Below are 24,382 nucleotides of genomic sequence, written 5' to 3'. Positions count from 1 at the left end.
CAGCAGTCCATCAACTGGACGCGTCGATGGGCTTGGGCTCGTCCGCATGGTGGTCGCGACCGATGTGCGCCTCGGCGCGCATCCGCTCCACCATGTGCGGGTAGTGCAGCTCGAACGCCGGGCGCTCGGACCGGATCCGCGGCAGCTCGGTGAAGTTGTGCCGCGGCGGCGGGCAGCTCGTCGCCCACTCCAGCGAGTTGCCGTAACCCCACGGATCATCCACGGTCACCGGTTCGCCGTAACGCCAGCTCTTGAAGACATTCCAGACGAACGGCAGCGTCGAGATACCGAGGATGAACGCCCCGATGGTCGACACGATGTTGAGCGTGGTGAAGCCGTCGGTGGGCAGGTAGTCGGCGTAGCGGCGCGGCATGCCCTCGTTACCCAGCCAGTGCTGCACCAGGAAGGTGGCGTGGAAGCCGATGAAGGTGAGCCAGAAGTGCAGCTTGCCCAGCCGTTCGTCGAGCAGCCGGCCCGTCATCTTGGGGAACCAGAAGTAGATGCCGGCGTACGTGGCGAACACGATGGTGCCGAACAGCACGTAGTGGAAGTGCGCGATGACGAAGTAGCTGTCGGTGACCTGGAAGTCGATGGGCGGGCTGGCCAGCAGCACACCGGACAGGCCACCCAGCAGGAAGGTCACCAGGAAGCCGACCGAGAACAACATCGGTGTCTCGAACGTCAACTGGCCTTTCCACATCGTGCCTATCCAGTTGAAGAACTTGATCCCGGTGGGCACGGCTATGAGGAACGTCATGAACGAGAAGAACGGCAGCAGCACCGCGCCGGTGGCGTACATGTGGTGCGCCCACACCGCGACCGACAGCGCGGCGATGGCCAGCGTCGCGTAGATCAGGGTGGTGTAGCCGAAGATCGGCTTGCGCGAGAACACCGGGAAGATCTCCGTCACGATCCCGAAGAACGGCAGCGCGATGATGTACACCTCGGGATGGCCGAAGAACCAGAAGAGGTGTTGCCACAGCAGCACGCCGCCGTTGGCCGGGTCGTAGACGTGGGCGCCGAGGTGGCGGTCGGCGGCCAGGCCGAACAGCGCCGCGGTGAGCAGCGGGAAGGCCAGCAGCACCAGGATCGACGTCACCAGGATGTTCCAGGTGAAGATCGGCATCCGGAACATGGTCATGCCGGGCGCACGCATGCAGACCACCGTGGTGATCATGTTGACCGCGCCCAGGATGGTGCCCAGACCACCGACGATGAGACCCATGATCCACAGGTCTGCCCCAGCTCCGGGACTGCTGATGGCGTCCGACAGCGGCGTGTAGGCGGTCCAGCCGAAGTCGGCCGCGCCGCCGGGGGTGATGAACCCGCCCATGGCGATCAGCGCGCCGAACAGGAAGAGCCAGAACGAGAAGGCGTTGAGCCGGGGGAACGCCACGTCGGGCGCGCCGATCTGCAGCGGAAGCACCAGGTTGGCGAAGCCGAACACGATCGGCGTGGCGTAGAACAGCAGCATCACCGTGCCGTGCATGGTGAACAGCTGGTTGTACTGCTCGTTGGACAGGAACTGCAGGCCCGGCACCGCGAGCTCGGTGCGCATGAACAGCGCCATCAACCCGCCGGCGAAGAAGAAGACAAAACACGTGACCACGTACATGATGCCGATCAGCTTGTGATCGGTGGTGGTGATCAGCTTGTAGATCAGGTTGCCCTTGGGGCCGAGCCGCTCCGGGAAGGGGCGCCGTGCCTCGAGTTCTCCGATTGGGGGCGCTTCGGCTACCAAGAAATCCTCCCACGCGAGACTCGCCCGCTCTTTGCACGATCTACTGTCCGGGTACGTAGGTTAACGTACTAAGGAACTTAGTACTAATCTTCGTAGTTGGGCGGACTTAGACAATTCAGTAGGACCATCACCCGGGACGACGGGTGTGCCCGTTGGGGCGGGTCAGAGCACCCGCGGCATCGGCTCCGGCACCGCTCACCACGGATGGACGACCGCCAGCCAGGTCCACGCGCGAGTTCGCCGAATATCTATGCACTACGTAGTTGCGGTTTCCATGAGCGGTGGCGTCGTCGGTAAAGCGCTGTCCCGCAATCTCTAATGGGGTGAGCACTCCGACAACCAGCCGTCGAGCGCCCGCTGAGTCGCCTTCGGTAGCTTGCTCGATGAGAGGCATTCGGCTAGCGTCTCGGCCATCAGATAACGAACCGGTAACGTTAAGGAACGTCTCGACTTGGTGGCTGAGCGCCGGATCGCGCGATTGAAATCGCCGACGAAACACCGGTGGGATGACGAGATCACAGAGATCATTCCCATCAACGAGTTCGGCGCGGCCACCTCCCCGATGATCGACAGCGGTCCCTTCGCCACCGACATCGACGTACTGACCGCACCCGAACTCGACGACCTCAATGACTTGCTCGTCGAACTTCCGCGACTGCTGCTGCCTCCCGTTCTCGGGACTCGCGCAGCATCGTCCGCTCCGCGGAGGTCCATCAAGTCCGAACGCCTGCGATGCGGAGAAGCGTCGGCCCACCCGGGGGCGACTTCGGCCGGTCCGCGCCGCTCGCGGCCTACGACGCATCGAAGGCCCTCGGAGGGTGCGGCTGCGGTACACAGCAGGCTTGTCATCTCAGCTATGGCCGCCGGGGCGGTCGCCGCGGGGGCCAATGCGGCAGTGGGCGCGTCGGATGCGCCTCACGAGCAGCCGATCCTGCTGGCGGGCAATGCAGGAGTGGAGGGACTGCCTTCAGATGATCCGCCGGGCTTCGAAGTCGTCCAAGTGGTCAGCAACTTCAAGTCCGCCGTCCATCAAGAAGAGTTAAATCGGGCGGCGGCCTTCGCTCAGGAACGAGCGCAGCGAGAGGCACGAATGCGGCGCCCGCAGTTCGCCTTTCCGGCGCGAGGCATCTTGACGTCGGGATTCGGACAACGATGGGGCACCTTGCACGCAGGACTCGACATCGCGAATGCGATCGGTACCCCGATCTACGCCGCCTCGGCGGGCGAGGTGATCGCCTCTGGTCCTACCCCGGGTTTCGGCATGTGGGTCAAGATTCGAGACGCGGAAGGCACGGTCACGCTTTACGGTCACATCGACACCGCCACTGTGCAGGTTGGCGAGCGTGTGCTGGCCGGCTCTCAGATCGCCACGATGGGCAATCGGGGAAATTCGACGGGTCCTCACCTGCACTTCGAGGTGCACATCAACGGTGCGGAGAAGGCCGACCCCATGTCGTGGTTGCGCGAAAGGGGTGTGCCGAGCCGCTAGCGAGGCTTGCCTAGCTCCAGGAGGTCCGGCACCGTCATCTTCCGAAGTCGGTCCGTCTCCTCAAGCTCTCGACGAAGTCAGTGGTGACGACCCGACGTTCGTTTTCCAATGGCGCGCCTCGCGCTTGAGGCCGCTCGACGCCTAAGCTAGCTACTGCCTGACCCAGGAGGTTGACCATGGCTCGTGTGCGCGGCTTCGGAGAACTCGAGGCAGCGATCATCGACCGTCTCTGGAATCGCGACCCGGACACCGATACGACGGTCAGGGAGATCTTCGACGAGTTGAGCGCTGAACGCCACATCGCCTACACCACAGTGATGTCGACGATGGACAATCTGCACGGCAAAGGCTGGCTGTCGCGAAGACGCGATGGCAAAGCGTATCGCTACCGACCAACCTTGACTCGCGAAGAACACAGCGCCCGGCTGATGCTCGAAGCACTGAGTGGGGGCGGCCGCTCAGACGCGGTCCTCAGTCATTTCGTGGCGCAGATCGACGCCGAGGAATCCGCGGATCTGCGCGCTGCGCTGCGACGCCTGGCCCGCAAGTCGCGACGATGACTGTCGCGGCCGCGTTGCTTCTGTACGTCGTGGCGGTATTGGCGGCAGGTCCGAAGTTGCTGCTCGTCATCACCGCTGACGGCGGTGCTCCACGCTTGGCTATTGCCGCCTGGCTGACTGCAGTGGTGACCGTGCTCGGATGCTCGATCGCTGCAATCGCGCTGCTGTTGATCGAAGCCGCCGGGCATTGGAACAGCCCCGACGCGCTCCTCGTGTCGTGTCTCGAGCGCCTCGAAGCGATCCTCCTCGGACAGTCGGGGGGGCCAGCGAGAGTCGTCGCGACAGCTGCGGTGGCCCTCGCCATCGGAAGTGTCGTCGCCATCGGCGTCCGAGTGGGCTGCGCCCTGAGCCGCATGCGCTCGCACACGTTTGCGCATGCCGATGCCGTGCGCCTGGTGGGACAGTCAGACGGCAGCGACGTGGTGATCATCGAGGCGGCCGAGCCCGCAGCGTACTGCGTGGCAGGGCGTCCGCCGGCCATCGTCGTGACCACTGCGGCTCTTGCGGCACTCGATGAGAGGCAGCTCGCGGCTGTCGTCGCACATGAACGGGCTCACCTCGATGGGCGCCACGCCTACCTCGTTGCCGCAGTGCGTGGTCTGGCTGCGGGGTTGCCCAGAGTTCGACTCTTTGCCGACGCCGCGACGCAAGTCTCGTCTCTGCTGGAGATGTGTGCCGATGATGCTGCGGCTCGTCGCCATGGCAATCATCCTCTCCTCGCCGGCCTTTTGACCTTATCGGGTGCCATCACTCCGGCCCATGGACTCGCCGCGGCCGGTGTCGCCGTCCTCGTCCGCGCCGAGCGCCTTACAGCTGCACGAAACGGGCACACCCACATCCGAAGCCGCCTCACGTTGAGTGGCGCGGTCGCGGCGATGGCTGCAACACCATTGGCTATCGCCGTCCTGTCCCTCTCGGGTGCATTGATCTGCTTCGCGTAATCCGCTGATCGCACCTGCACTGCGTACCTCTTGCTTTGGCTCTTCTGTAGTACGGCAGAGGCCAGTGAGCGCATTGGTTAAGGCTCACCTGCTCCGGTCCGATGCTCGCTTTGCGGCCGACCGTGTTCCCACCACAGGCTACTTGCAGCCCCAGACAACCGCTCCCGCCGCGTGTGCAGCGGCCGGATCGGCGGCCAACAATGCTGTCACCGCCAGGGCGAGTGCCACCAGTAGTGCAGCTGCGATCCACCGACCAGCCCGTCGTGAAGGTCGCGGTGCTCGACGCTCCCGGTCCCACGTCGCCCGAGGCCCTACGCAGGACACGGACGATGCGCTCTCCACACGACCAATCTACTATGCGTCTACGTATGTAGCGAGGCGCTTCGAAAGCAACTTCACTGTGAAGCGGGGAGGCCGTCACCTCCTCGCATTGGTTGAACCTCCGCGCTAAATCCATGCCGGCTCGATCTGACGTCGGCGGGCTGCGGGCTCGCTGATCAGTCCTCGTGGGTGGCCGCATTCCGGGAGTGAACCCTCCTAGGTTGCTGCTCGTGCAGTTGACGTAAGAACGCGTTGTACGAAGCAAATTCGGCGTCGTCGCGTTCGACGTCGGCTTCTCTCCTCGCCGACTCCGACTCCTCGTCACGACGCCAGCGAATGGCGAAGATCAATGTGGTCAACAGCGCGACGGGCTCACCGTAGGACCATGCCAGAGCCCCGGCGATCGCCTGATCGGCCACGGGGTCCACATTCCAATTCGCTGGAGGGTTGGCAAAGGTGTTGGTCAGCGCTCGCGGTGCCATCATCAGAATCACGCCGATGAAGACATGCAGGGGCATCTCGACGAAGATGTCGAAGAAGCGACCGAGATTACTTTGTCGGACCGGCAGCGGACCGGTCGACAAGATCGGCAGAATGAACAGCAGCCCGCTCGCGAGGAAGAAGACTTGCAACGCGACGTGTCCGGCCACGCTGGCCGCCGTCGAATCGAACAGGTCGGACAGATACAAGCCGTAGTAGCTGAACAGGAACACCGGAATGGTGAACCCGGGGTGCAGCACGATCCGGCTCGCTCGGCAACGCAATGCGCCCAACGCCGCGATCAGTACGCAACGTCCGACGCCACGGTGAGGCGTCGACCTGAGCAGCAGCCGGCCGGGCGCTCCCAAGACCAGCAGCGGCGGGACGAGGATCGACAGTGTGAGGTGCTGGAACATGAAGGCACTGAACAACCGGTAGCCGTAGCTGTCGATGGCAAGGCCGGTCACCGCCGCCAAGGCGATGCAACCTGAGAGGAAGCTCGCAGTGCGCACCCACGTCCATTCGCGGCCCTGCGCCCTCACGATCCGAACGGCGAGGAGGTACCACACCGCCAATCCGATTGCTATAACCGGAAGTAATGGGATCGGCGGGACAAGCCAGCCGAGCATCGCCGATACGGAGGGGGGTGACGATGGAAGCACCACCTGACCGATCATGTCGTGCCCTCGCAGCGTCGGGCAGCATCATGGCGACCGGATCTCGGGCCGAGCAGCGTGGTGGTGGCGGCCGCGCGTGCAGTCACTGCGGTGGCTCAGCATCTATCGCGGCCTCGGCTGCGAGTCGTCGGACCACGGGTTCCAGGTCCTCGGCGAGCAGTGCCCGCAGGAACACCGCGGCGACGCGATGCGCCCGGTCCAAGACGATGGTAGTTGGGATCACCGTGGTGGGGTATCTGGCCCCCAGGGCAACCATTGTGCGCATCGGTGGGTCGTAGATCGACGGGAAGGTGACCTTGCGGTCGACGATGAAGTCGATCGCGGCTTGGCGGTTGTTGTCACGGACATCAATCCCCAGGAATGCGACTCCCGCGGCCCTCGTCGCGTCGTAAACCCTCTGTAATTCCGGCATCTCGGTGCGGCAAGGGCCACACCACTGGCCCCATACGTTGATCACTACAACTCGGCCGGCGAAATCCTCAACGGACACCGTTCGATTTGGATCCAACAGGTCCGGTCCCCGAATCGTCCCGGGCCGACCACGATTTTCCGGTGGGTCATAGAGGATGTCGACCTGTCCGCCTGGCGAAACGAATTCGAATGAACCCCCCTGCGCGACGGCGTCGTCGCCGCTCGAGCACGCGGGAACCGCAGCACCCACCACTACCGCGCTCACACCGGCAATGCATCGCCGTATAGCCTGTGCGAGACGGGTAGGTCGTCTCCGGCGCTTGCGGTCAGAGCGCACGAGGAGCCCCGCTGAGCGCCTTGGCCGGCCGGTTGATCGAGTCATGTCCCACTCGTGCCGGCCGCTCTGAGTGTGGGTGGTGCTCGAAACCAACAAGTACGGTGATCAGCTGCGTCATCGGCAGGATCACCTCCAAGACTCAGCGTTTCATGCCGTCACCAACCGATGCGTTCAGAAGCGCCGACGTTACATTCCGCCGAGGCCCCGTCCGCAGCGCCGTCTACGTAGGGACTACGTAAGATGGTAGCGCAATGACTTCATGGCGAATGACGGGACGGCACTGATGATGCGGAGCGGCTTCGCGGCGATACACCGACGCAGAGGCATGTGGGTGACGACGGTGGCACTGCTGGCAATCGCCGGCCTGGCATTGACCGTTAGTGCGTGTGGCGGTCCGACATCGCCGCAGCAGGAGCCCGAGGTGATTGTGGACAAGGGCACTCCCTACAGCGACCTCCTCGTTCCGAGCCTGCAGACATCGGTCACCGAGGGTGCAGTGGGGGTCCCCGTGGATACGCCGGTCACCGTCTCCGCGGAGACCGGTGTGCTTGGCGCAGTGACACTGCTTAACGAACAGGGGCGGGTGGTCAAGGGCGAACTGAGCGCCGACGGCGTCACATGGCGCTCAGCGGAGCCGCTGGGATATAACCGGAAGTACACCTTGACCGCGGAAGCCCTCGGTCTCGGCGGCGTGGCGCGCAGCAGCGCGACGTTTGAAACGCACTCGCCCCAGAATCTCACGATGCCGTACGTGCTGCCCAATGACGGAGAGGTCGTAGGAGTCGGCCAACCTATCGCGGTGCGGTTCGACGAGAACATCCCTGACCGACTCGCCGCTCAGCGGGCGATCACCGTCAAGACGGACCCCCCCGTCGAAGGTGCGTTCTACTGGCTCAACGACCGCGAAGTCCGCTGGCGTCCAGCGCAATATTGGAAATCCGGAACATCAGTCGAAGTCCAGGTGAAGGCCTATGGAGTTGACATGGGACAGGGCTTGTTCGGTCAGGACGACGTCTTTACACGTTTCAAGATCGGTGACGAGGTGATTGCGACGGCTGACGACGCGACCAAGACGATGACCGTACGCAGGAATGGTGCGGTCGTCAGGACGATGCCAATCTCCATGGGCAAGAACAAGACACCGACCGACAACGGTACTTACATCATCGGCGACCGGTACTCCTTCCTCGTCATGGACTCGTCGACCTACGGTGTGCCGGTGAACTCGCCTGACGGGTACCGCACCGAGGTCAACTGGGCCACCCAAATGTCCTACAGCGGCATCTACGTTCACTCGGCGCCGTGGTCGGTGGGCAGTCAAGGGCGAGCCAACGTCAGCCACGGCTGCCTCAACGTCAACCCAGACAACGCCAGGTGGTTCTACGACACGACTAAGCGCGGCGACATCGTCGAGGTGATCAACACTGTCGGGCCGACACTGCCGGGTACTGACGGGCTCGGCGACTGGAACATTCCGTGGGACCAATGGAGTGCCGGCAACGCGGCGCTGTAGTGGCACCTGAGCAACGACGAGGGTTTAGTAACGCCGCGCGTTGTAGATCGGAGCGGACGAGATTGGGGCCACCTTGACCGGGGTTCCATAGGTGGATGCATGCACCATGTTCCCGTCGCCGATGTAGATCCCTGCATGCGAGGCGTCCGAGTAGAACGTGACAATGTCACCGGGCCGGAGGTCGGGCACGGCAACGGGTTGTCCGCCAGCCGCAAGAGCTTGACTTGATCGCGGAAGCGACTTGCCGTTCTGAAGAAATGCCCACTTGATGAGTCCTGAACAGTCGAACGCGTCGGGCCCGGTCGCCCCCCAAGAGTACGGCGCACCGACGCGAGTCAGCGCCGCTTGCACGACCGCCGTTCCACCGCCCGTGTCGGGAAGCAGGCCGGGTGCCGGCGGGGAGAATTCCGGCATCGCCACGATGGCCGGGGCCTCCGGTGGAACCGGCTGCGGGGATGGCACAGGCCCGGGGTCGGCCAAGACGGCACGTTGATCCGGGGTCAACGATCGGTACAACGCCTCCACCTCGGTGATCTGCGCGCGAAGCCGACTTTGCTTGGCTTGTAGCTCGGCGCGGACGGCTGCGGCCTGCTGGGCAGCGGTTCGGGCGCCCAGCTCCGCGGCATCCGCAGCCCGCGCAGCAGTGTCAGCCCGCGATGACGCGGCGCGGAAGGCCGTCATGCGTTTTGAGATCTGGGTGGTCATCACCTGCCTCAGTGAGAGTTCGTCGAGCAGCCGTTGCGGCGATTGAGCGGTCAGCGCCGCGCTGATGCCGTCGGCGGGACCGCCCGTGTACGCCGCCGCCGCCAGCTCGTTCACCGCTCCTTGAAAGCGGATAAGGTCGGCTTGTGCAACGGCCGACACATCGGCTTCAATACGCCGACGGTCTTCGGCTGCGCGCTGCGCTGCCAGCTTGTTCTCCAGATCGAGTTCAGCGGAGTAAATGGCTTCCGCTGTGCGTTCGGCTTCGCGGGAAAGCTCCGTCATGCGGGCCACGGCGTCCGACGCCGGGTCTGCTCGCCCAGCGCCCGAAGAGCCAACGAACGTCAGCGCAATCATCAATGCCACGACGAAACCAACAGCCGATCGGGATACCGCGGCAGAACGGCCCATAGTCAAAACAGATCCTCACAGCGCAGGGAATCTACGGCAGAGCTACGTAGGTCACAGGAAGGTTACGAGGATCACTGCTCAATGTCCATGGGTGCGGGACGCCTGTCGACCACGTGCTATCTACTATGTGTAATAGTAGATACTGACTCGCTCAGTAGGCAGCCCACGGGCTTGGTTTCGAGGATGACATGACAAGCGGAACCGCCATCACGGCGCGCGTTCACTCACTTAATCGACCCAACATGGTCTCCGTCGGGACGATCGTGTGGTTGTCGAGCGAACTGATGTTTTTTGCCGGGCTGTTCGCGATGTACTTCACCGCCCGGGCCCAAGCCGATGAGTGGCCTCCGCCGCCAACGGAATTGAACCTCGCGCTCGCAGTACCAGTCACTTTGGTGCTCATCGCGTCGTCGTTCACCTGTCAGATGGGCGTCTTCGCGGCCGAACGAGGCGATGTGTTCGGGTTGCGTCGGTGGTACGTCGTCACGTTAGCCATGGGCATCTTTTTCGTGCTCGGACAGGGCTATGAGTACATCAACCTGGTGCACGAGGGAACCACCCTCTCCAGCAGCGCGTACGGGTCCGTCTTCTACATGACCACGGGATTTCACGGACTGCACGTCATCGGCGGCCTAGTCGCGTTCATCTTCCTGCTCATCCGCACGCGAATGAGTAAATTCACTCCTGCTCAGGCGACGGCCGCCATAGTCGTCTCGTATTACTGGCACTTCGTGGACATCGTGTGGATCGCCCTGTTCGCAACGATCTATTTCGTACGGTGACAGCGGCGCCGCGTTCCCGTCAACGGATCCGACGAGTCAGCCGGCGCTGTTCGCGTGCTTACTTGTTGGTGCTGCTCGCCTGCACTGTGGTCGGGATAGCTGCACCCGTGCCTACGGCGGCCTTTGTCGCCGCAGACCCGCCGCTCGTGGAATCAACAGTCGTGCTCGTCACTTCCAGCACTACCGCGCCGACGACGCACTTCTACGACGATGCGGACAGCGAGCAACAATCCGAGGGCTCAAGCCCTGCGCTGTGGATTCTGGCAGGCGCCATCGCCGGTCTCGCGGCCATAGCCGCCGTCTTGGCACGCGTCGGTAAGAGACCACGGCATTGACCGCATCAAGGACACCACTCCCGGGGCCACACGACGCTCACCCTCCGAACAAAAGGTACAGACCTGCAAATGTGTACCCGACCATCGTGAGCATCATCGCCAGCTGCCCACTAATCTGATGCCGCTGCGGGAGCAGGCGCAGCGCCCGGTCGTGTGCTGCGATGACGGCCACGATATGACCGATCACCACACAGGACACCTTGATCGTCCATAGCACCGACGGATGCTGCGAGAGCACGTACTGCACATCTGCCGGTTCCAGTCCGAGCAGGTGCCAGCCGCGCCCGAGGGGATCGGCCAGCCGCACGATCGTTTCTTGCCCGCGTTCCACCAGATACGACAGGTAGTGGGCGAAGATGTAGCCGACGACGATCGGAATGAGCGAGTGTGCCAGCTTGCCGGGCAACTGGCGACGTTCATCTCGGCTCACCCCGCCGGTTGCCCGCGCGGCTGCCGAGAAGGTAGTCCCTACTACGCAAACGAAAAAAAGAAGTGCGACGGTACGGAGCAGCGACCCGGCCCAGGCCTCGCTGAGCACGGGCACCGAGACCGCTTGCTGATCGACGAAGTTCCGGAACGCCGGCGCCTGCGAGAAACTGTCGAAAGCCGTGGACCCGAGCAGCACCGCCAGTACGGCAACGATTCCGGGACGTACGGGCAATGTGGTCAGATGATCCATCGGATTGATGGCCGCAATCCGATGGGTGACGGGACTGCGTCGGAAGGGAGCGAGCCGTGACACCGCCATGCTGTACACCTCGAACGGATCCGATCGAGCGAACCACCGCGTCCCGAAGAACCATGCGCCCAACATCATCAAGACGGCATAGGCCAGCAACCAGGCTTTGATCGCCACCTGCGAGCCGGCGTCGGGGCTGGCGAGTTCGAGCCAGACGAACGCGAGTAGACCGCCCGCCGCCGGCCAGTATCCCCACCTCGGCGAATAGCGGCGTAGCGGCGACGTCTCGGATGTCTCGCGACGAGTCATGCCGAGCAATCGATACAGCGTGCGTAACGGGGAGATGACCCGCCACACCGGACCCACGACGACCGAGACGGCCACCAGCCCAACCCACAGCAGCACATAGAACACGCCCGGTAGGGCGTTGGCACTACCCTCCGGCCCCCATACGGCGGCAATCGCCACCCAGACCGTGAAGAAGAAGGCTGCAAGGGCCACCGACCAGCGCAGCACTGCAGAGTCAACGACGTGCGTCACCCACACAGGTAGGTCGCGCCCCGGCCTGTCGGGGTCGAATCGCGGCGTTTTCCATGCCAACGCGACGACGGCGAACGTCGCGGTCAAAGCCCAGGCAGCGCCTATCAGCGCGAACGACAGCGGCACCGGCAGATCGGTTGATCCACCCACGCCGTGCGCCCAGACGGTGACGCTCTGGTTCAAGGTCACGGCCGAACTTGCACGGTCACCACCGTGCGATTGAGGTCGTGCAGCTCGATGTCGACTTGGCCCGGCACGTCGACCGTGAATTCGAAGACCTGGTCCCGGCGCGGTTCGACCTGAAAGGTGTTCTCGGGCGACGAGTGCACGTGCAACTGGTCCGCGACGTCGCTGCTCACCTTGAGGACTATGGGTTTGCCGACGACGCCTTGAGCCTGGCCGTTCGTGGGTGTGACCACTCCACCGGCGATGTTGATGTCCACTGTGGTGGCGTCGTCAGGGATAGATGGCGACGGGGCCGGCGACGCCGACGCAGCGGGCGGCGCACTGGTTGCACTCCGACTCGATACTGAAGTCGAAGATTCGCCAGGGGCGGTCGACGAACTGCAGCCCACAAGAGCGATCGCCAAGATCGCCGCCGCGATGACGCCTATGCGGGGTGCTTTATTACTCATGTGGGCCCGTACCTTTCGTCCTGTGAGTCGCCGGCACTGTCGGGATCGTCGGGATGTCGACGCCTGTCCCGCCGGACGATGTAGAAGACGACCCCAACGATCACCAGGGCCGGTCCGAATGCAGGCAGGGACATCCAGAGCCCGACGTCGGTGGCGACGTAGGAGACATCCATCGGAGTCAGGCTGAGCATCGAGCTGAGTCCTCGACAGAGGCGTGCTTCAGGTGTCGGCGGCGAGGTTCAAGGCGCGACATCGTCTTGGCCTCCTCTCATGACTCTCTACGACGACCGGTAGGCGTTCGCTCCTACCACTTAGCTCCGTACGTACCATCCCCTTACCTAGCAGACCGAAACATACACTGGGCTGTACATGCCGCGGGTGTCCGAGGCCGCGATCGAATCGAGGACTGTGAACGCCGTCATTCGCCTGACTGTGACGATCTTGGTAGCGCTGGCTTTCTGGTTGACGGGGAGTGGCATCGCCGTCGCTCACACGTCACTGGCCAATTCCAATCCGGGCGAGAACGCCAACGTGATCTCGGCGCCGACGGTCATCACGTTGACCTTCACCGAGGACATCAATGCCGCGTTCGCCAATGTCGCGGTTACTGGCGCTGACGGGCGAAGCTGGGGATCGGGTGATCCGCAGGTCGAGGGGCCACGAGTCAGCGCTGGAATCCGACCAGATGTTCCCGCAACCGGCACCTACACCGTCGGCTACCGCGTGGTATCAGCCGACGGCCACCCAGTGTCCGGGTCGTACACGTTCACCATCGCCGGTGATCCCGGCAAAACTTCGCCGGCACCCGCAGGCGCCGCAGTCGCACCCAGCACCGCCGCTGCTCCGCCTCAATCGGCGTCTCCGATGGGACCGGATACAAAGACATCGATACTGTCCGCAGGCGCTATCGGTCTCGCACTCGGAGGGGCGATCGCCTTCTGGCAATCGAGAAGACACCGGCGGAAATACGAGGCCGCGGCTTCCATAGAGTCGAATCCTTCTGCGCTTGACGCGAATGCACCGTAAGACATCGCCTCTTCGATTGCTCAGGCAAGCGTGACGCACGGCAATGGACGTGCGGCATGAAGAATTGGGCGACATAGCGAGATGGAGCCTGATGTTGTAGCGCAACAACACGAGGTCGGTGCACATGTGATGCCATCCATCGGCGCCGCTCTCACCCGCAACCTTCACCATAGGCTCAGCGGTGACTGTTACGCGCACAACGCATCACGACTAGAGACCGCGGTTGTAGCCGGCGCCTTGGTCGGTTCGGAGGCCGCGTGACCGATCGCGATCGTCAGAACGGGTTCGACTTCGACTGGTCGAACGATCGAAGTCGTGACGGCGGCGTTGAACCGCCCGGATGCGTCGCTGGAGGGCGTTCTTCACGTGCTCCGGCAGCGCAGCGCCGTCGTCTGCCGAGCGGGACGCCACGTCGTGGGCAGTCCGAGCTGCGGCATCGGCGCCGACGATGTGACGTGCCAGCTCGGCCGCCTGGCGAGTGCTGCCTCGGCGCAGCCGATGCGCTGGATCGGGTAGGCGGTGCTCATGGTCCCGTTCGCCTGCGAGTCGCTCGTAGAGGTAGGCGGTGTTGGTGTCGCGGCCGCGGGTCATCGCTACGTAGAACATTGCACGGCTGACACTCTCGCCGAGGACAGCGTGGGTGGTGTCGGTGGTGACGCCTTGAGCGGAGTGCACTGTGACGGCGTAGCCGTAGGTGATGTGCTCGCGTAGGTAATCGTCCGCGAAGGCGGCGCGGGCGCCGTCGTCGAGGCGGCGAGCGGCGATGCGCTGGTTCTCGGGGTCGACGGCGTAGACCTGCCAGCGGTTGCCGTTGCGGACCGGGTCGGCGGGCCGACCGTCGTTGGCGTTGAGCACCGTGACGGCGGGATCATTGCGGCGACTGATGATGAGGTCCCCGATCGCGATCTGATGTCCTCGCGCAGCTGTCACCGTAGGCGCGTCAGCCTCAATGCTGTCTCGGTGCAAGCGCCGGTTCAGCGCATCGGCCATCTCCTTGGTGTCAGCGACGAGTATCGAGTCCTTCCCGGCGTTGGTGTCGGCCGCGTATGCGGAGAGCGCGTCGGCGGCCATCGCGACTGGATCTCCGGACCGCAAGCGGTCGTTTCTGCGGTACCAGTCAATCGCGCGGCGTCCAGATGAGGGACCGCCGTCGCGCACGGCGAGGGACGCGGCGCGTTCGCCGGGATCGCGCATGCGCCAGACCTCAGAAAGCTTCTGCGTCCATGGAAGGTCGTCACAGAGCTGAGCGAACATGCCGCCGCGGGCCTTGACGGGGTCGAGCTGATGGGCGTCGCCTACGAGGACTGCCTTCGCGTGCTCGGCGGTGGTAGCGGTAAGCAGCCGGCGCAGGTCGTCGGTGCCCGCCATACCCGCCTCGTCGACGATGACCAGGTCGAGATGGCTGAATCGCAGGGAGCCGCTGCGCAGATCTTGCAGGGCTTTCGCGATGGTGTAGCCGATGTCCCCGGCACCGTCGCGCACGGCGATGTCGACAGCTTTGCCGGTCGGCGCCAGCACGAAGACTCGACCGCCGTGACGGCGCCGCGCCATCGCGGCCAGCGCGCGCATGGAGGTCGTCTTGCCGGCTCCGGCGGGAGCACTCAGCGGTTGCACCAAGAACGGCGACGTGGCGATGTTCTTCACGGCGCGTTCCTGATCCGCTGACAGGCCGTCGGTGTCCGCATCTTTCATCCACAACGACGCTCGGGCATCCCTGGCGTCGATGAGGTCGAACACGGCGGCTTCCTCTGCCAGGATCACGTCCAGGGTGAAGCGTTCGTGCCCTTCCCGCTCATGCGCTTCGCGTGGCGCGGTGAGGCGCACCGCTATCTCATCAACGGCGGACTCGACCATCTCCCGTGGTGAGCGCGCGGTGTCGACGGGCAGCTGAGCGCCGACGATCTCGATGAGGTCGGCGCGGGTGAACGCGGCCTTTTCCATACATTCGGCGGCTGTCGCGATCCGGCGTCGGCCGAGGCGCGACTTTCGGCCGGTCAGCCGATCGTGGCGGGCCCGGTGCTGAGCCCCGCCATCGACGGACAGGCCGCGTTCATCGGTACGCCAGCCGGCCCTCAATTCTGTCCAAGACCATTGTTCCGACTTGCTCGAACGTGTGGCCTTTTGTGCCGTGGCGAGCTGGGCTGCCGACAGTTCGCCACCGTCCGCCGCGGCGAGTTTTCCGGCGGCCCAATCGCGCAGCTGACTCGAGCGTCGTGACCAGGCGTTGATGGTCTCCGGGCTGATGCCGGCGACCTCGGCCATACCGGTGGCGGGGTCGACGGGCAGCCACTCGAGGCCCAACGATCGGTGTAGTTCTCGTCGCAGCGTGGCCTGGTAGATCACCCCAGCCGCCTTGGCTTCGTGATAGAGCGACGTGCCATCGATCGACACCGGCACACCGTCGGCGCGGGCCTGACGATTGGGCACGATGACGTGTGTGTGCAGGTGCGGATCTCCCGCCCGAGACGTCTCGTGCTGATAGGCAATCGACACCAATCCGGGCAACCGAACCAGGTCCTTCTTCCCCGTCACCGCGTTGTGCACCCGTGTGTATCCGGCGTGAGTGGTGAGGTATTCCATGGCCTCCGAGATGGCGGTCGCATGAGCCGTGGCGATTGCCTTCTCGACGACATCGTCGGCTCCGATGGCGCGCAGCAGTGACACACTCTTGGGTGCGCAGAAGGTGAGATCGAATCCGTGGACGCTGCCCCTTCCGAAGGACCGACCGCAGGCGCCGTTGGGCGTTTCGCCGTCCTGTAGCCATCGCTCCGCGGCGTCCGGATCGGCTTGGCCACCGGCGCGCTCCACGTCGGACAGCCCGACCAGTTCGGCGGCTCGGCGAGCGTTGCCGGCGCACAACCAGGTCGGGGTCCGGGTGTCGTGTTCGGAGTAGTACTCCCCCAACCCGCCGGCCGTTTTCTGCGGGTACTTGGCGGCCTGCCCGGCTGCGCGTGCGGTGTCGTTGTAGTAGTCGATCGACCACCGCGACAGCTTCGCAACAGTCAACATTGCGATCACCATCCATCACCGAGGCTTCCCGGCATCCAAAGCCGCTTACCGCGCACGCAAGGTGCGCTACCGCCAGCGTCGCACATCCTTGTGCAAATGTGCCATGGGCATTCAAGGCGGATGTGAGTGATTAGCTCTGTGCAGCAGTGCTTTTGAGTGCAGCGGGAACGGATGGGACGCGTCGGGAAGTGTTTGTTGTCCATGTTGGTGCGCGCGGCGGTGTCATGCAAGCGACGGGTCTGTCGTTGCGATCGGCGCTGATTCCGACGGGTGGAAGCGCCGCGGCCATCGCATAGCTTTCCCGCGCGAAGAAGTATGAGGCGAAGATGCGCTGAGAAGGCAGTGATGGGAGTCGCAGTGGACGAAACGTCCGATAGGTGGATCTCGCGCCAAGAGCTCGCGGACCGTTACGGCGTGCCGGTCAAGACGCCGGCGGTGTGGGCGTCGAAGGGGACGGGACCGCCGTTCGCACGGTTCGGCAGGCACGTGCGATACCGGCTTAGCGATGTCCTCGCGTGGGAAAGCGAGCGACTCAATGAAACCGATCGCCGTCGCAGTTAGTGCAACCGCCAAGGGTCGCAACATCGTCCGAGCGTCGCTTCCCGCCGCTCACCCGATGGAGGCAATCTCGCGCGGTGCCGTGCGGCAGTCAAGGCTCGGCCAACGGCCGACCGCGCAGCGGCATCGGCCTTGACGGCCGCCGAGGCACCGTTGAGCATGATGTGGCGACCAAGGGGTGCTGGCGGCGCCTGGCGGCACGGCGCTCATCCGGTCGCCAGCGTGGTGTCTCACTAAGACGTCAAGAGCCTCAATGGTGTGCGCGGTCCATCGAGTCCGAAAAGCTCTCCTGGATTTACCGTTTGAACGCCGAAAGAACTCCATTCCCTGCGCCGCGTTCGCGCCGCCGCCGGAAGCTGGCGGCGCAGAGCCGGGGCCTCGCTGACTCCTGCGTACTTGGGACGGACGGTCTTGCAGGGAGTGGCTGCACCGCCGCGCAGCGGACGTCACGTCGCCGGCGTTCGGCGGGGCGTGGCGGAGAGCGGCCGCAAGCCCTGACCCTCTGCGAGCCGGCTATCCGCTCGGCAGGTTCGGAATGAATGCTGCATTAGCGGCAGCTGCGGCCCGATGATGGCCAAAGGGCGGCCCGCGGCGGGAGGTCCGGACGAGGAGACCTACATGAGTGTGATCGATGACGGAAGGGAAATGCTCACCGCGCAGCAAGTCCGGGAAATCACCGGTGTGCCGGTGTCGACCCTTCACGACTGGGCGGCGAAGCGCGAACGCGGCATTGATGCCCCTGGGCCACATCATTTGCGCCTGAGCGACCGTCACCGCCGCTGGGCACTCAAAGTCGTCAAAGAGTGGCTGGATTCCACTCGGGTGTAGCCGCCGCGCTATGAGAACGCTGAGCTCGAATGAATCGTCCTGCGCGACGCCGGCGGCCGTCGGCAATCGTGTGTCGGAGCGAGCTGAAAGAATCCACTTGAAGACATCGTTGATGGAGAACACCCATGGCTATCACTCGCCGCGAGACACACCTCGGCCCCCGATTCGATGTCGAATGGCGGCTGCCTGACCGGTCGAAGCGTCGCAAGTCCTTCAAGACCGAGCGCGAGGCCCGCGTCTTCGAAGCCGCCGTGGTCACCAAGACTGCATCAGGCGACATCGTCGACCCGCGAGCCGGCCGCATCACCCTTGCCAGGGTTTACGAGTCATGGCTGTCATCTCGGCTCGATATCAGCCCCAAAGTGCGGCGGGGCTATCAGGACATCTGGCGGCTGCGGCTCGAGCCACGGTTCGGCGGATGGTCGGTAGGCAAGATCGATCATCCGTCGATCCAGAAGTGGGTCAACGAGATGGCCGAGGCCGGACTGAGTCCACGGACGCTGCGCTGGTATCACTCCGTACTCAAGATGTGCCTTGACCACGCCGGTGACAACGGACAACTCCTGGGCCGCAATCCTGCCTGCCGAACGAAATTCCCTGCTATGCGGCAAACCGGGCACACCTACCTCTCCACCGCCGAAATCGCGGCGCTCACACTCGCCTGCGGCAGCCAAGGCGACGTCGTTTCGCTTCTCGCCTACACCGGATTGCGGTTCGGTGAACTAACCGGCCTCAAGGTCGAGGACGTCGACCTCAAGGCGCGGCGCATCCGCGTCCGGCGCTCCATTACTCAGGTCGGCGGAAAGCTCATCGAGGGCAACCCGAAGTCCGCCGCGGGGCGCCGCTCAATCCCCATCCCGCAGCGCGTGATGCCGATCTTGAACACCCGACTGGCGGGGCGGCCCCCGGGTGAGCCGGCTATCGCGTCTCCCATGGGATCACTCCTTGGTCTCGAAAACTGGAAGCGATCCGTGCGGTGGCGGCAATCCATCATCGAGATTGGTCGCCCGACTCTGCGCGTGCACGATTTGCGGCATACCTACGCCTCGCTGGCGCGACGTGCTGGCGCAGACCTGAGACTTCTGCAGAAAACGATGGGGCATGCATCGATCACCGTGACTGCCCACACCTACGCCGACTTGTACGACGACGAACTCGACGACGTCGCCTCCGCCCTCGATGCACTCGACGATCGGCGCATTGACCGGTTCTGACGGTCGACGGCCCTAGCCGCAAACTACTACGGCGCGAGCGTGAGGTCGGGCGCGTCCAGATAGATTCCGTCACCGGCAACGAGGTCGAGCCCTTTCGCGATCGCGCATGCCGCCACCCAACGATCGCCGCTGTGCTCTTTGGCGTGTAGAGCGTGGCCGGCCCGTCTGCACCTAGCGGTAAGCCGTGCATAGGCGTCGATCACCTCGTCGTCGGAGCGGATCGTCGGAGTCTGGTCAAGAAGTTCACGGACCTTCGCCACACGCTGCTCGCCCCACCCCGCCATCTGAATGCCGGCGATGACCTCTGCGCGCGTTTGGAACGAGATGGCGACGCGACGACCCGTCAGGTACTCGCGCCAGCCGATGACACGGTGATCATCGGAGTTGCGGCGAAGGTAAAGGATGCTGAAGGCGTCCGTGTCGACAAGCGACGCCTCGACCCGCATCACGATCGGGCGGCTCGCAGGAAGAAGTTGAACTCGTCGTCGGTTAGCTCGATCCCCCCATCGAAGCTCGGCCCCGGAGCGGAGGCGAGGATCTCGTCCAGTGACGAGACTCCGTTTCCCACGAAGTCGGAAGCGGGGTCGATGACCGGCTCGACGGTGACATTGTTCAGGGCGACAAGTCGTCCCGATGCGTTGATCGTGCCTTCGCCGTGAGCGAGGACCCATTGTCCAACCAAGCGTGCGGCCGCCGCATCGTTCAGGACACGCCGGAGTTCGACCGCTTGGCCGATGTCGTCTCGAACTCGGAATTCATGAGTGCGAAGGTCGACCTTCTCCAGTCGACCGGTCGCGTCAACCCCGTCGACGGGCGAGGACTTGGGCAGCCAGGTGTCAACATGAAGCGGAGTCCACTCGATCCGGAATTCGACGCCGTCGGCGTTGCCGATGACAGCCACTGGCGCAGCGCTCTTCAAGGCGGTCACCAGTTTCACCGCACTATCGGCAATGGCGTCCGGAACCCAATCGGGCCTGACGTTCTGTTCGAAAGCGTTCATCATTTGCCAGAAGCGATCGTCGGCTTCGCGAACCTCTGGCAGATCAACATCGAGCTTGTCGAGCGGACTCTTGACGAAATTCAGCACGGTGCTGCCCGCAGTCAGGTTCTGAAGTCGCAACGCCGACAGCTCCTCCATAAAGCGCTTCGTGCGCCCGGGGCCGGTCGTGCCGAGGACCTCCCGACCGATTCGCGTGGTGAGCTCCTGTAGGGCGGCGCCGATGGCGGCGAGATCACTCACGGCGATCTCGCCGTCAGGCACAGGAGCCCCGACAAGTCGAAGCTCAATGGTCCTTCGCATCGCGGCACACCTCCCAGTCACCATTGTGACCTGTGAGCTTCACGAGCGGCGCAATCTCATGGTGAACGGAAGCTTCGACGTGACTACGCGGATCTTCGCAGGCACCGCCGACACGGCCACGCCGAGATACCGATGCGTCGATGACGGCAGGTCTCGTGATCGGAGATTTGGCCCTATTTTGGCCCTATCGAGCCCGTGAAACCGGTCCGCGGCGAGAGGTGCGAGTCCGAAAAAACGCCGCTGAGCTGTGGCTTTGCGTGGTGGTCCCGGCTGGTTTCGAACCAGCGACCTTCCGCGTGTGAGGCGGACGCTCTCCCACTGAGCTACGAGACCGGGTGGGCCGGCCGGATGACGATCGGCCGAACGGTGTCGAAGATTATCACGCGCCGACTTTTCACCTGGAATCCCCTGGTCATTCAGGTCGGCGCCGATACAGTCGCGCCATGACGTGGCACTGGGTGCCGGCGGCGGCGACACCGCGCTGCGAGGTGGCCGAGGCGGGGGTGTCCGGCCGGGATTCGGAAAGCGGCCACGGATTCTCGCTGTTGCGGGAGACGTACCGCCTGTTCTGAACCCTGCGTCGAGGGGATTTGTATAGCCAGGCTCGGGTGGACTATCGTCGTGCTTCGCGACGGGCGACGATCTCGCCCGTGGCGCGCGGATGTAGCGCAGTTGGTAGCGCATCACCTTGCCAAGGTGAGGGTCGCGGGTTCGAATCCCGTCATCCGCTCGAAGGTGCAGAAGCATCAACCCCAGCGGTGGAGTGGCCGAGTGGTGAGGCAACGGCCTGCAAAGCCGTGCACACGGGTTCGATTCCCGTCTCCACCTCCAGCAGGAACCCGGCGCGATTAGCTCAGCGGGAGAGCGCTTCCCTGACACGGAAGAGGTCACTGGTTCAATCCCAGTATCGCGCACCAGGATTGGCGCACGTCAGGCCCGGCTTCGACCGGGCCTTCGTCGTCTCCGCGCAATAGCGGTTCGCTGACCGCTCTCGGTAAGGGCGAACCACGTATCGAAGGACCACGCCTGGTCCTCATGGTGAACCACGTAGCGGTCGTGGATCCGTGCTAGGGCGTCTTCAGTCGTCAGAGGCCACGGTTCGACGCGCTCGTCGGCCCCTCCGACGATGTGGCCGACCACCATCAGCCCGCCATCGAGCAGCGTTCGAATCGAGCGCAGAACGATCTCCTGTTGTGCCGCTAACGGCTCGTCGGGACTTATGCCCGCGATGACGCCATCGACGTGTGACAGCGGTAGGCACTCGCCGACGGCGTCCTTCAACAGCTGATCCCGCATCGCTGCGAGTGTCGGGTCAGCTGCGTAGTTCATACCGCTTCTCGAATCCAAGGTAGGTGGGTAGCGGACGCGGGAGCGCTCCGGGCAGTTGCTCGATCTGAAGGGAATCCGCCTGCCGTACCTGTGATTGCGAGAATCACGCCGCTTGGCGCAGTTCAGCGGTCGCCATAGTTGTCGTGAAGGCGCCACCACTCATAGGGCCGACCCTGCGGCCGCCCGGGCGGCACTTCCTGCCACTCTTCCTGCCGGCCCAGTGGCGTGATGTCGAGGAATGACCACACCGGGCCGATCTCCTCGATCCCGCGTCCGTTGACGAAATAGGTCTGGAAGACACTGTCGCCGTCGCGGATGAACACGGTGAGCCCGAACATCTCCTCGACACCGAAATCGCGCGAGAATTCTTCGTCCACCAGGGTGAAGAACGGTAGATCCTCCCACCCCATCCGCGCCTTGTACGCGGCGACGCGCTCCTGCGGGGCCGCCGAGACGAAGACCAGCGTGGTGTCCCGGGCTGCCAGGTGCGCCGGGTGAACCACCGTGTCGGCGAACAACGAGCACCCCGAGCAGGCCCCATCCGGCCAGTTCTCCACATCGGGGGCATAGAAGAAGCGGTAGACGATCAGCTGGCGCCGCCCGGCGAACAAACCGAGCAGGTCCACCTCGCCGTCAGGGCCGACGAAGCGGTAGTCGCCGCGCACGGGAGTCATCGGCAGCCGCCGACGCTTCGCGGCCAGGGCATCCCGCGCCTTCATCAACGCCTTCTCTTCGGCCAGCAGCTCGTCGCGGGCCGCCTGCCATTCCTCACGCGGAACGATGTCCGGCAGCGCCATCTGTTCCTGCCCCACAGACGGGGGCGCAATCGCGGGACCTTCGTGTTTCGCCATAATGTCACCCGACCCCCGGCACACGACCGATCGCTGTCTCGCCCACGATTCTGACAGGTTCGGTGCAGCCGGCCGTCCGCTTTCGCCCTCGGAGGGACGACCGATCAGTCGCTGATGCGATTGCCCGTCCCGGTGACCGGACCGACCACTGCGCACACCGCGGGGTTGGCGAACGTGCCGACGAGGGTGAAACTCTGGACGATGCCGTCGACATCGGCCACCGGCGTGTAGACGGTCGTCTGCGGCCCGCAGCCCGCAACAGTGGTGAACTGCCATCCGGCGCCGATCCACGTCAGCTGCTGCGTGACACCATCGGCCGTCACCGTCCCACCGCAGCGCCCGCAATCGGAGGCGAATTTGGCCACCGTGGTGGGTGTGGCCGTCCCGTAATGCGTGGTGACGGCGTAGGTTCCGCTCAGCACCGGCCCCTCGGCGTTGGCCGTGGCCGGCGACAGCACGCCGGCGACCCCGCCGATCAGTACGCCGCCCACGACGCCGGCACCCAGCATGCGAGCAATCCTGCGCATCTGCACTCCCCCACCTGCTCGCCCGACCCGATCGCCTTCAGACGATCCGAGAAGTATCGCAGCGGTGGACTGCGGAGTCACCGGTTCAGCGAAACGCTTCGACCGTCTTGACCTGGACAGTTTCCTATTCAAGCAACCTCGGTCGCAGAACGGCTAGGGCAGCCGGATGATGTTGAACGCAGCGGGCCGCATGGGCAGCACGCCCCGCCCGCAGTCCGCGGAGGCGACGTTCTGACCCGCGGTGAACTCCGGGTTGATGAACGTCGTCTGCTCCGCGCCGACCACCTGGCCGTTGTCACAGGTGACGGCGTCGTCCTTGTACCGGGTGAACTTCCACGCATTGTTGACGAAGCGGTACTCGACGACATTGTCTGGTGCGAAATCCATTGTCAGGCAATCGCTGCCGCACGAGGTGATGGTCACGTTCTCCTTGAACGGCGCACCCGTGTACCAGTCGAAGACATACCTGCCGTTGACCGCTGGATTGGCCGAGGCCGGAGCTGCCAGCGCGGTGCCCGCCGCCGCCATTCCGGCGACGCCCGCGGCCACCGCGATCGAATTGACGGCCCCGGCAAATCGCCGCGTCCCGTGTCCGCCCATGTTGTCTGCCTTCCCGCCGCACCCGGTGGCCACCGGTTCGGCGGCCTCGACCGTACGAACCTATCCCGCCGCAACGCCTCGCGCAGCAACTTCTGCGCGGGCTGTGGAGAAACGCTCAGGCCGGCGGCGCCGCCGCGATCAGCCGCACCTCGGAGATCTCCGTACGGCTCTTGCCGTCCATCGTGCCGAGCGTCGAGATCCACACCACCACATTCGACGTCGCCGCCGCGGCAGGCACCGGGATCCGGTTGTGGCCCGGCTGCACCGGCACCGGCGGGGTCAGTTCCGTGGTGTCGGCCAGCGCGCCGGGCGCACCTGTTGTGGCCGAACGGATCTGGATCACGGTGCCGCTGCTCGCCAGATCCACGGTGACCGCGCTGAGGATCGCCGGCTGACGGAGCTTGATCGCCAGGCCGAGGCCCTCCTTGAACGTGGGGAACGGCACGGCATCTCGATACGTGTCGGTGGTCCAGGCCGTCGCCGGGTCGCGGTCGACGGCCTTGCCCGCGTCGCCGGGGTTGTCGGGCGAGCCGCCGGGGGCGAACACCGCGGCCTCGGCGATGTCGATCGGTGCGTCGGCGGCGGC

General features: G+C 64.5%; 23 protein-coding genes, 4 tRNA genes and 2 pseudogenes. 13 read left to right on the top strand and 16 right to left on the bottom strand.

The annotated features are described in order from the left end of the window. Nucleotides 1-10 precede the first annotated feature (10 nt). Entirely contained in the window at nt 11-1,741 is a 1,731-nt protein-coding gene (gene ctaD / locus Q2100_RS03015; protein WP_302912809.1) for an aa3-type cytochrome oxidase subunit I, read from the bottom strand. A 454-nt stretch (nt 1,742-2,195) separates the two neighbouring features. Between ctaD and Q2100_RS03010 the strand changes: the two genes are divergently transcribed. The 3 genes from Q2100_RS03010 to Q2100_RS03000 all read left to right on the top strand — a co-directional run bounded on the left by Q2100_RS03010 (nt 2,196) and on the right by Q2100_RS03000 (nt 4,731). Next, the gene (locus tag Q2100_RS03010; RefSeq protein ID WP_302912808.1) at nt 2,196-3,230 is read left to right on the top strand and encodes a M23 family metallopeptidase; all 1,035 of its coding nucleotides are present in this window, start codon (nt 2,196-2,198) and stop codon (nt 3,228-3,230) included. 176 nt (nt 3,231-3,406) lie between these two features. Next, complete coding sequence (locus Q2100_RS03005; protein ID WP_302912807.1) at nt 3,407-3,790, top strand: BlaI/MecI/CopY family transcriptional regulator; 384 nt, start codon at nt 3,407-3,409, stop codon at nt 3,788-3,790. Continuing rightward, nucleotides 3,787-4,731 (top strand): M56 family metallopeptidase, encoded by a 945-nt coding sequence (locus Q2100_RS03000; RefSeq protein WP_302912806.1) that lies wholly within the window; start codon nt 3,787-3,789, stop codon nt 4,729-4,731. The genes Q2100_RS03005 and Q2100_RS03000 overlap by 4 nt, the downstream gene beginning before the upstream one ends. 497 nt (nt 4,732-5,228) lie before the next feature. Here Q2100_RS03000 and Q2100_RS02995 read toward each other — a convergent pair whose 3' ends face one another. Together Q2100_RS02995 and Q2100_RS02990 are read right to left on the bottom strand one after the other, a co-directional pair. Then, nucleotides 5,229-6,209 (bottom strand): cytochrome c oxidase assembly protein, encoded by a 981-nt coding sequence (locus Q2100_RS02995; RefSeq protein ID WP_302912805.1) that lies wholly within the window; start codon nt 6,207-6,209, stop codon nt 5,229-5,231. Between the two features lie 82 nt (nt 6,210-6,291). After that, entirely contained in the window at nt 6,292-7,002 is a 711-nt protein-coding gene (locus tag Q2100_RS02990; RefSeq protein WP_302912804.1) for a TlpA family protein disulfide reductase, read from the bottom strand. 280 nt (nt 7,003-7,282) lie between these two features. On the opposite strand from Q2100_RS02990, the gene Q2100_RS02985 reads away from it, so the two are divergent. After that, the gene (locus tag Q2100_RS02985; protein WP_407667568.1) at nt 7,283-8,470 is read left to right on the top strand and encodes a L,D-transpeptidase; all 1,188 of its coding nucleotides are present in this window, start codon (nt 7,283-7,285) and stop codon (nt 8,468-8,470) included. Between the two features lie 24 nt (nt 8,471-8,494). On the opposite strand, the gene ripC is transcribed toward Q2100_RS02985, so the two are convergent. Continuing rightward, entirely contained in the window at nt 8,495-9,583 is a 1,089-nt protein-coding gene (gene ripC, locus Q2100_RS02980) for a peptidoglycan hydrolase RipC (protein WP_302912803.1), read from the bottom strand. A gap of 188 nt (nt 9,584-9,771) precedes the next feature. Here ripC and ctaE point away from each other — a divergent pair, with 188 nt between their 5' ends. Beyond that, a complete protein-coding gene (ctaE, locus tag Q2100_RS02975; protein WP_302912802.1) occupies nt 9,772-10,365 on the top strand; it encodes an aa3-type cytochrome oxidase subunit III in 594 nt (197 codons plus the stop codon). Between the two features lie 372 nt (nt 10,366-10,737). Here ctaE and Q2100_RS02970 read toward each other — a convergent pair whose 3' ends face one another. From Q2100_RS02970 to Q2100_RS02960, 3 genes are read right to left on the bottom strand one after another with little or no spacing between them, the layout of a single operon-like run. After that, nucleotides 10,738-12,108, bottom strand: coding sequence for a hypothetical protein (locus tag Q2100_RS02970; RefSeq protein WP_302912801.1), 1,371 nt, complete (start codon nt 12,106-12,108; stop codon nt 10,738-10,740). After that, complete coding sequence (locus tag Q2100_RS31815; RefSeq protein WP_302912800.1) at nt 12,105-12,554, bottom strand: hypothetical protein; 450 nt, start codon at nt 12,552-12,554, stop codon at nt 12,105-12,107. Before Q2100_RS31815 ends, Q2100_RS02970 begins: the two co-directional genes overlap by 4 nt. Next, nucleotides 12,551-12,745 (bottom strand): hypothetical protein, encoded by a 195-nt coding sequence (locus Q2100_RS02960; protein ID WP_302912799.1) that lies wholly within the window; start codon nt 12,743-12,745, stop codon nt 12,551-12,553. The genes Q2100_RS31815 and Q2100_RS02960 overlap by 4 nt, the downstream gene beginning before the upstream one ends. 178 nt (nt 12,746-12,923) lie before the next feature. On the opposite strand from Q2100_RS02960, the gene Q2100_RS02955 reads away from it, so the two are divergent. Beyond that, nucleotides 12,924-13,580: a copper resistance CopC family protein gene (locus Q2100_RS02955; protein WP_302912798.1), complete on the top strand. Its 657-nt coding sequence runs from the start codon at nt 12,924-12,926 to the stop codon at nt 13,578-13,580. A 210-nt stretch (nt 13,581-13,790) separates the two neighbouring features. Here the strand turns inward: Q2100_RS02955 and mobF are convergent, their stop codons facing one another. Further along, nucleotides 13,791-16,589 carry a MobF family relaxase gene (gene mobF, locus Q2100_RS02950; protein ID WP_302912797.1) on the bottom strand — a complete coding sequence of 933 codons (2,799 nt, stop codon included), beginning with the start codon at nt 16,587-16,589 and terminating at the stop codon, nt 13,791-13,793. A 315-nt stretch (nt 16,590-16,904) separates the two neighbouring features. Between mobF and Q2100_RS31750 the strand changes: the two genes are divergently transcribed. The 3 genes from Q2100_RS31750 (at nt 16,905) to Q2100_RS02940 (ending at nt 19,189) form a co-directional block, all read left to right on the top strand. Next, nucleotides 16,905-17,150, top strand: a complete 246-nt coding sequence (locus Q2100_RS31750; RefSeq protein ID WP_328518102.1) for a helix-turn-helix transcriptional regulator — start codon at nt 16,905-16,907, stop codon at nt 17,148-17,150. Between the two features lie 615 nt (nt 17,151-17,765). Further along, on the top strand, nt 17,766-17,975 hold the full coding sequence (locus tag Q2100_RS02945; protein WP_302912796.1) for a helix-turn-helix transcriptional regulator: 210 nt from the start codon (nt 17,766-17,768) through the stop codon (nt 17,973-17,975). Between the two features lie 125 nt (nt 17,976-18,100). Further along, nucleotides 18,101-19,189 (top strand): tyrosine-type recombinase/integrase, encoded by a 1,089-nt coding sequence (locus Q2100_RS02940; RefSeq protein ID WP_302912795.1) that lies wholly within the window; start codon nt 18,101-18,103, stop codon nt 19,187-19,189. Nucleotides 19,190-19,215: 26 nt separating this feature from the next. Here Q2100_RS02940 and Q2100_RS02935 read toward each other — a convergent pair whose 3' ends face one another. From Q2100_RS02935 to Q2100_RS02925, 3 genes and pseudogenes are all read right to left on the bottom strand, one after another. Next, nucleotides 19,216-19,635 (bottom strand): PIN domain-containing protein, encoded by a 420-nt coding sequence (locus Q2100_RS02935; protein WP_302912848.1) that lies wholly within the window; start codon nt 19,633-19,635, stop codon nt 19,216-19,218. Beyond that, nucleotides 19,635-19,724: pseudogene (locus Q2100_RS31745) on the bottom strand (hypothetical protein); the annotation flags it as partial. The gene Q2100_RS02935 and the pseudogene Q2100_RS31745, both read right to left, overlap by 1 nt. A gap of 1,023 nt (nt 19,725-20,747) precedes the next feature. Then, nucleotides 20,748-20,822 (bottom strand) — tRNA-Val (locus tag Q2100_RS02925). 110 nt (nt 20,823-20,932) lie between these two features. On the opposite strand from Q2100_RS02925, the gene Q2100_RS02920 reads away from it, so the two are divergent. The 4 genes from Q2100_RS02920 (at nt 20,933) to Q2100_RS02905 (ending at nt 21,406) form a co-directional block, all read left to right on the top strand. Beyond that, nucleotides 20,933-21,061, top strand: coding sequence for a hypothetical protein (locus tag Q2100_RS02920; protein ID WP_302912793.1), 129 nt, complete (start codon nt 20,933-20,935; stop codon nt 21,059-21,061). Between the two features lie 85 nt (nt 21,062-21,146). Then, nucleotides 21,147-21,219, top strand: a tRNA-Gly gene (locus Q2100_RS02915). Nucleotides 21,220-21,246: 27 nt separating this feature from the next. Then, nucleotides 21,247-21,320 (top strand) — tRNA-Cys (locus tag Q2100_RS02910). A gap of 11 nt (nt 21,321-21,331) precedes the next feature. Continuing rightward, nucleotides 21,332-21,406: transfer RNA gene (locus Q2100_RS02905), tRNA-Val, on the top strand. Between the two features lie 13 nt (nt 21,407-21,419). On the opposite strand, the gene Q2100_RS02900 is transcribed toward Q2100_RS02905, so the two are convergent. The 5 genes and pseudogenes from Q2100_RS02900 to Q2100_RS02880 all read right to left on the bottom strand — a co-directional run. Continuing rightward, nucleotides 21,420-21,785 carry a hypothetical protein gene (locus Q2100_RS02900; protein ID WP_302912792.1) on the bottom strand — a complete coding sequence of 122 codons (366 nt, stop codon included), beginning with the start codon at nt 21,783-21,785 and terminating at the stop codon, nt 21,420-21,422. A gap of 155 nt (nt 21,786-21,940) precedes the next feature. Continuing rightward, nucleotides 21,941-22,615: a DUF899 domain-containing protein gene (locus tag Q2100_RS02895; protein ID WP_302912791.1), complete on the bottom strand. Its 675-nt coding sequence runs from the start codon at nt 22,613-22,615 to the stop codon at nt 21,941-21,943. A 158-nt stretch (nt 22,616-22,773) separates the two neighbouring features. Further along, entirely contained in the window at nt 22,774-23,178 is a 405-nt protein-coding gene (locus Q2100_RS02890; protein WP_302912790.1) for a hypothetical protein, read from the bottom strand. Nucleotides 23,179-23,349: 171 nt separating this feature from the next. Beyond that, on the bottom strand, nt 23,350-23,796 hold the full coding sequence (locus Q2100_RS02885) for a hypothetical protein (RefSeq protein ID WP_302912789.1): 447 nt from the start codon (nt 23,794-23,796) through the stop codon (nt 23,350-23,352). A gap of 115 nt (nt 23,797-23,911) precedes the next feature. Next, nucleotides 23,912-24,382, bottom strand: a pseudogene (locus Q2100_RS02880) (serine/threonine-protein kinase); the annotation flags it as partial.

It is taken from the genome of Mycolicibacterium arseniciresistens, from assembly GCF_030519285.1.
GTDB lineage: Bacteria > Actinomycetota > Actinomycetes > Mycobacteriales > Mycobacteriaceae > Mycobacterium > Mycobacterium arseniciresistens.
This window is presented reverse-complemented; position numbering and strand designations above follow the sequence as displayed.

Coding starts and splice junctions, on each gene's coding strand:
- Q2100_RS02940 (WP_302912795.1), top strand. CDS start 18,101: ATGGCTATCACTCGCCGCGAGACACACCTCGGCCCCCGATTCGATGTC.
- ctaE (WP_302912802.1), top strand. CDS start 9,772: ATGACAAGCGGAACCGCCATCACGGCGCGCGTTCACTCACTTAATCGA.
- Q2100_RS02920 (WP_302912793.1), top strand. CDS start 20,933: ATGACGTGGCACTGGGTGCCGGCGGCGGCGACACCGCGCTGCGAGGTG.
- Q2100_RS02885 (WP_302912789.1), bottom strand. CDS start 23,796: ATGGGCGGACACGGGACGCGGCGATTTGCCGGGGCCGTCAATTCGATC.
- Q2100_RS02985 (WP_407667568.1), top strand. CDS start 7,283: ATGTGGGTGACGACGGTGGCACTGCTGGCAATCGCCGGCCTGGCATTG.
- Q2100_RS03000 (WP_302912806.1), top strand. CDS start 3,787: ATGACTGTCGCGGCCGCGTTGCTTCTGTACGTCGTGGCGGTATTGGCG.
- mobF (WP_302912797.1), bottom strand. CDS start 16,589: ATGTTGACTGTTGCGAAGCTGTCGCGGTGGTCGATCGACTACTACAAC.
- Q2100_RS02990 (WP_302912804.1), bottom strand. CDS start 7,002: ATGACTCGATCAACCGGCCGGCCAAGGCGCTCAGCGGGGCTCCTCGTG.
- Q2100_RS03005 (WP_302912807.1), top strand. CDS start 3,407: ATGGCTCGTGTGCGCGGCTTCGGAGAACTCGAGGCAGCGATCATCGAC.
- Q2100_RS31750 (WP_328518102.1), top strand. CDS start 16,905: ATGAGGCGAAGATGCGCTGAGAAGGCAGTGATGGGAGTCGCAGTGGAC.
- Q2100_RS02890 (WP_302912790.1), bottom strand. CDS start 23,178: ATGCTGGGTGCCGGCGTCGTGGGCGGCGTACTGATCGGCGGGGTCGCC.
- Q2100_RS02960 (WP_302912799.1), bottom strand. CDS start 12,745: ATGCTCAGCCTGACTCCGATGGATGTCTCCTACGTCGCCACCGACGTC.
- ripC (WP_302912803.1), bottom strand. CDS start 9,583: ATGGGCCGTTCTGCCGCGGTATCCCGATCGGCTGTTGGTTTCGTCGTG.
- Q2100_RS02895 (WP_302912791.1), bottom strand. CDS start 22,615: ATGGCGCTGCCGGACATCGTTCCGCGTGAGGAATGGCAGGCGGCCCGC.
- Q2100_RS02935 (WP_302912848.1), bottom strand. CDS start 19,635: ATGCGGGTCGAGGCGTCGCTTGTCGACACGGACGCCTTCAGCATCCTT.
- Q2100_RS31815 (WP_302912800.1), bottom strand. CDS start 12,554: ATGAGTAATAAAGCACCCCGCATAGGCGTCATCGCGGCGGCGATCTTG.
- Q2100_RS02900 (WP_302912792.1), bottom strand. CDS start 21,785: ATGCGGGATCAGCTGTTGAAGGACGCCGTCGGCGAGTGCCTACCGCTG.
- Q2100_RS02955 (WP_302912798.1), top strand. CDS start 12,924: ATGCCGCGGGTGTCCGAGGCCGCGATCGAATCGAGGACTGTGAACGCC.
- Q2100_RS02995 (WP_302912805.1), bottom strand. CDS start 6,209: ATGATCGGTCAGGTGGTGCTTCCATCGTCACCCCCCTCCGTATCGGCG.
- Q2100_RS02945 (WP_302912796.1), top strand. CDS start 17,766: ATGAGTGTGATCGATGACGGAAGGGAAATGCTCACCGCGCAGCAAGTC.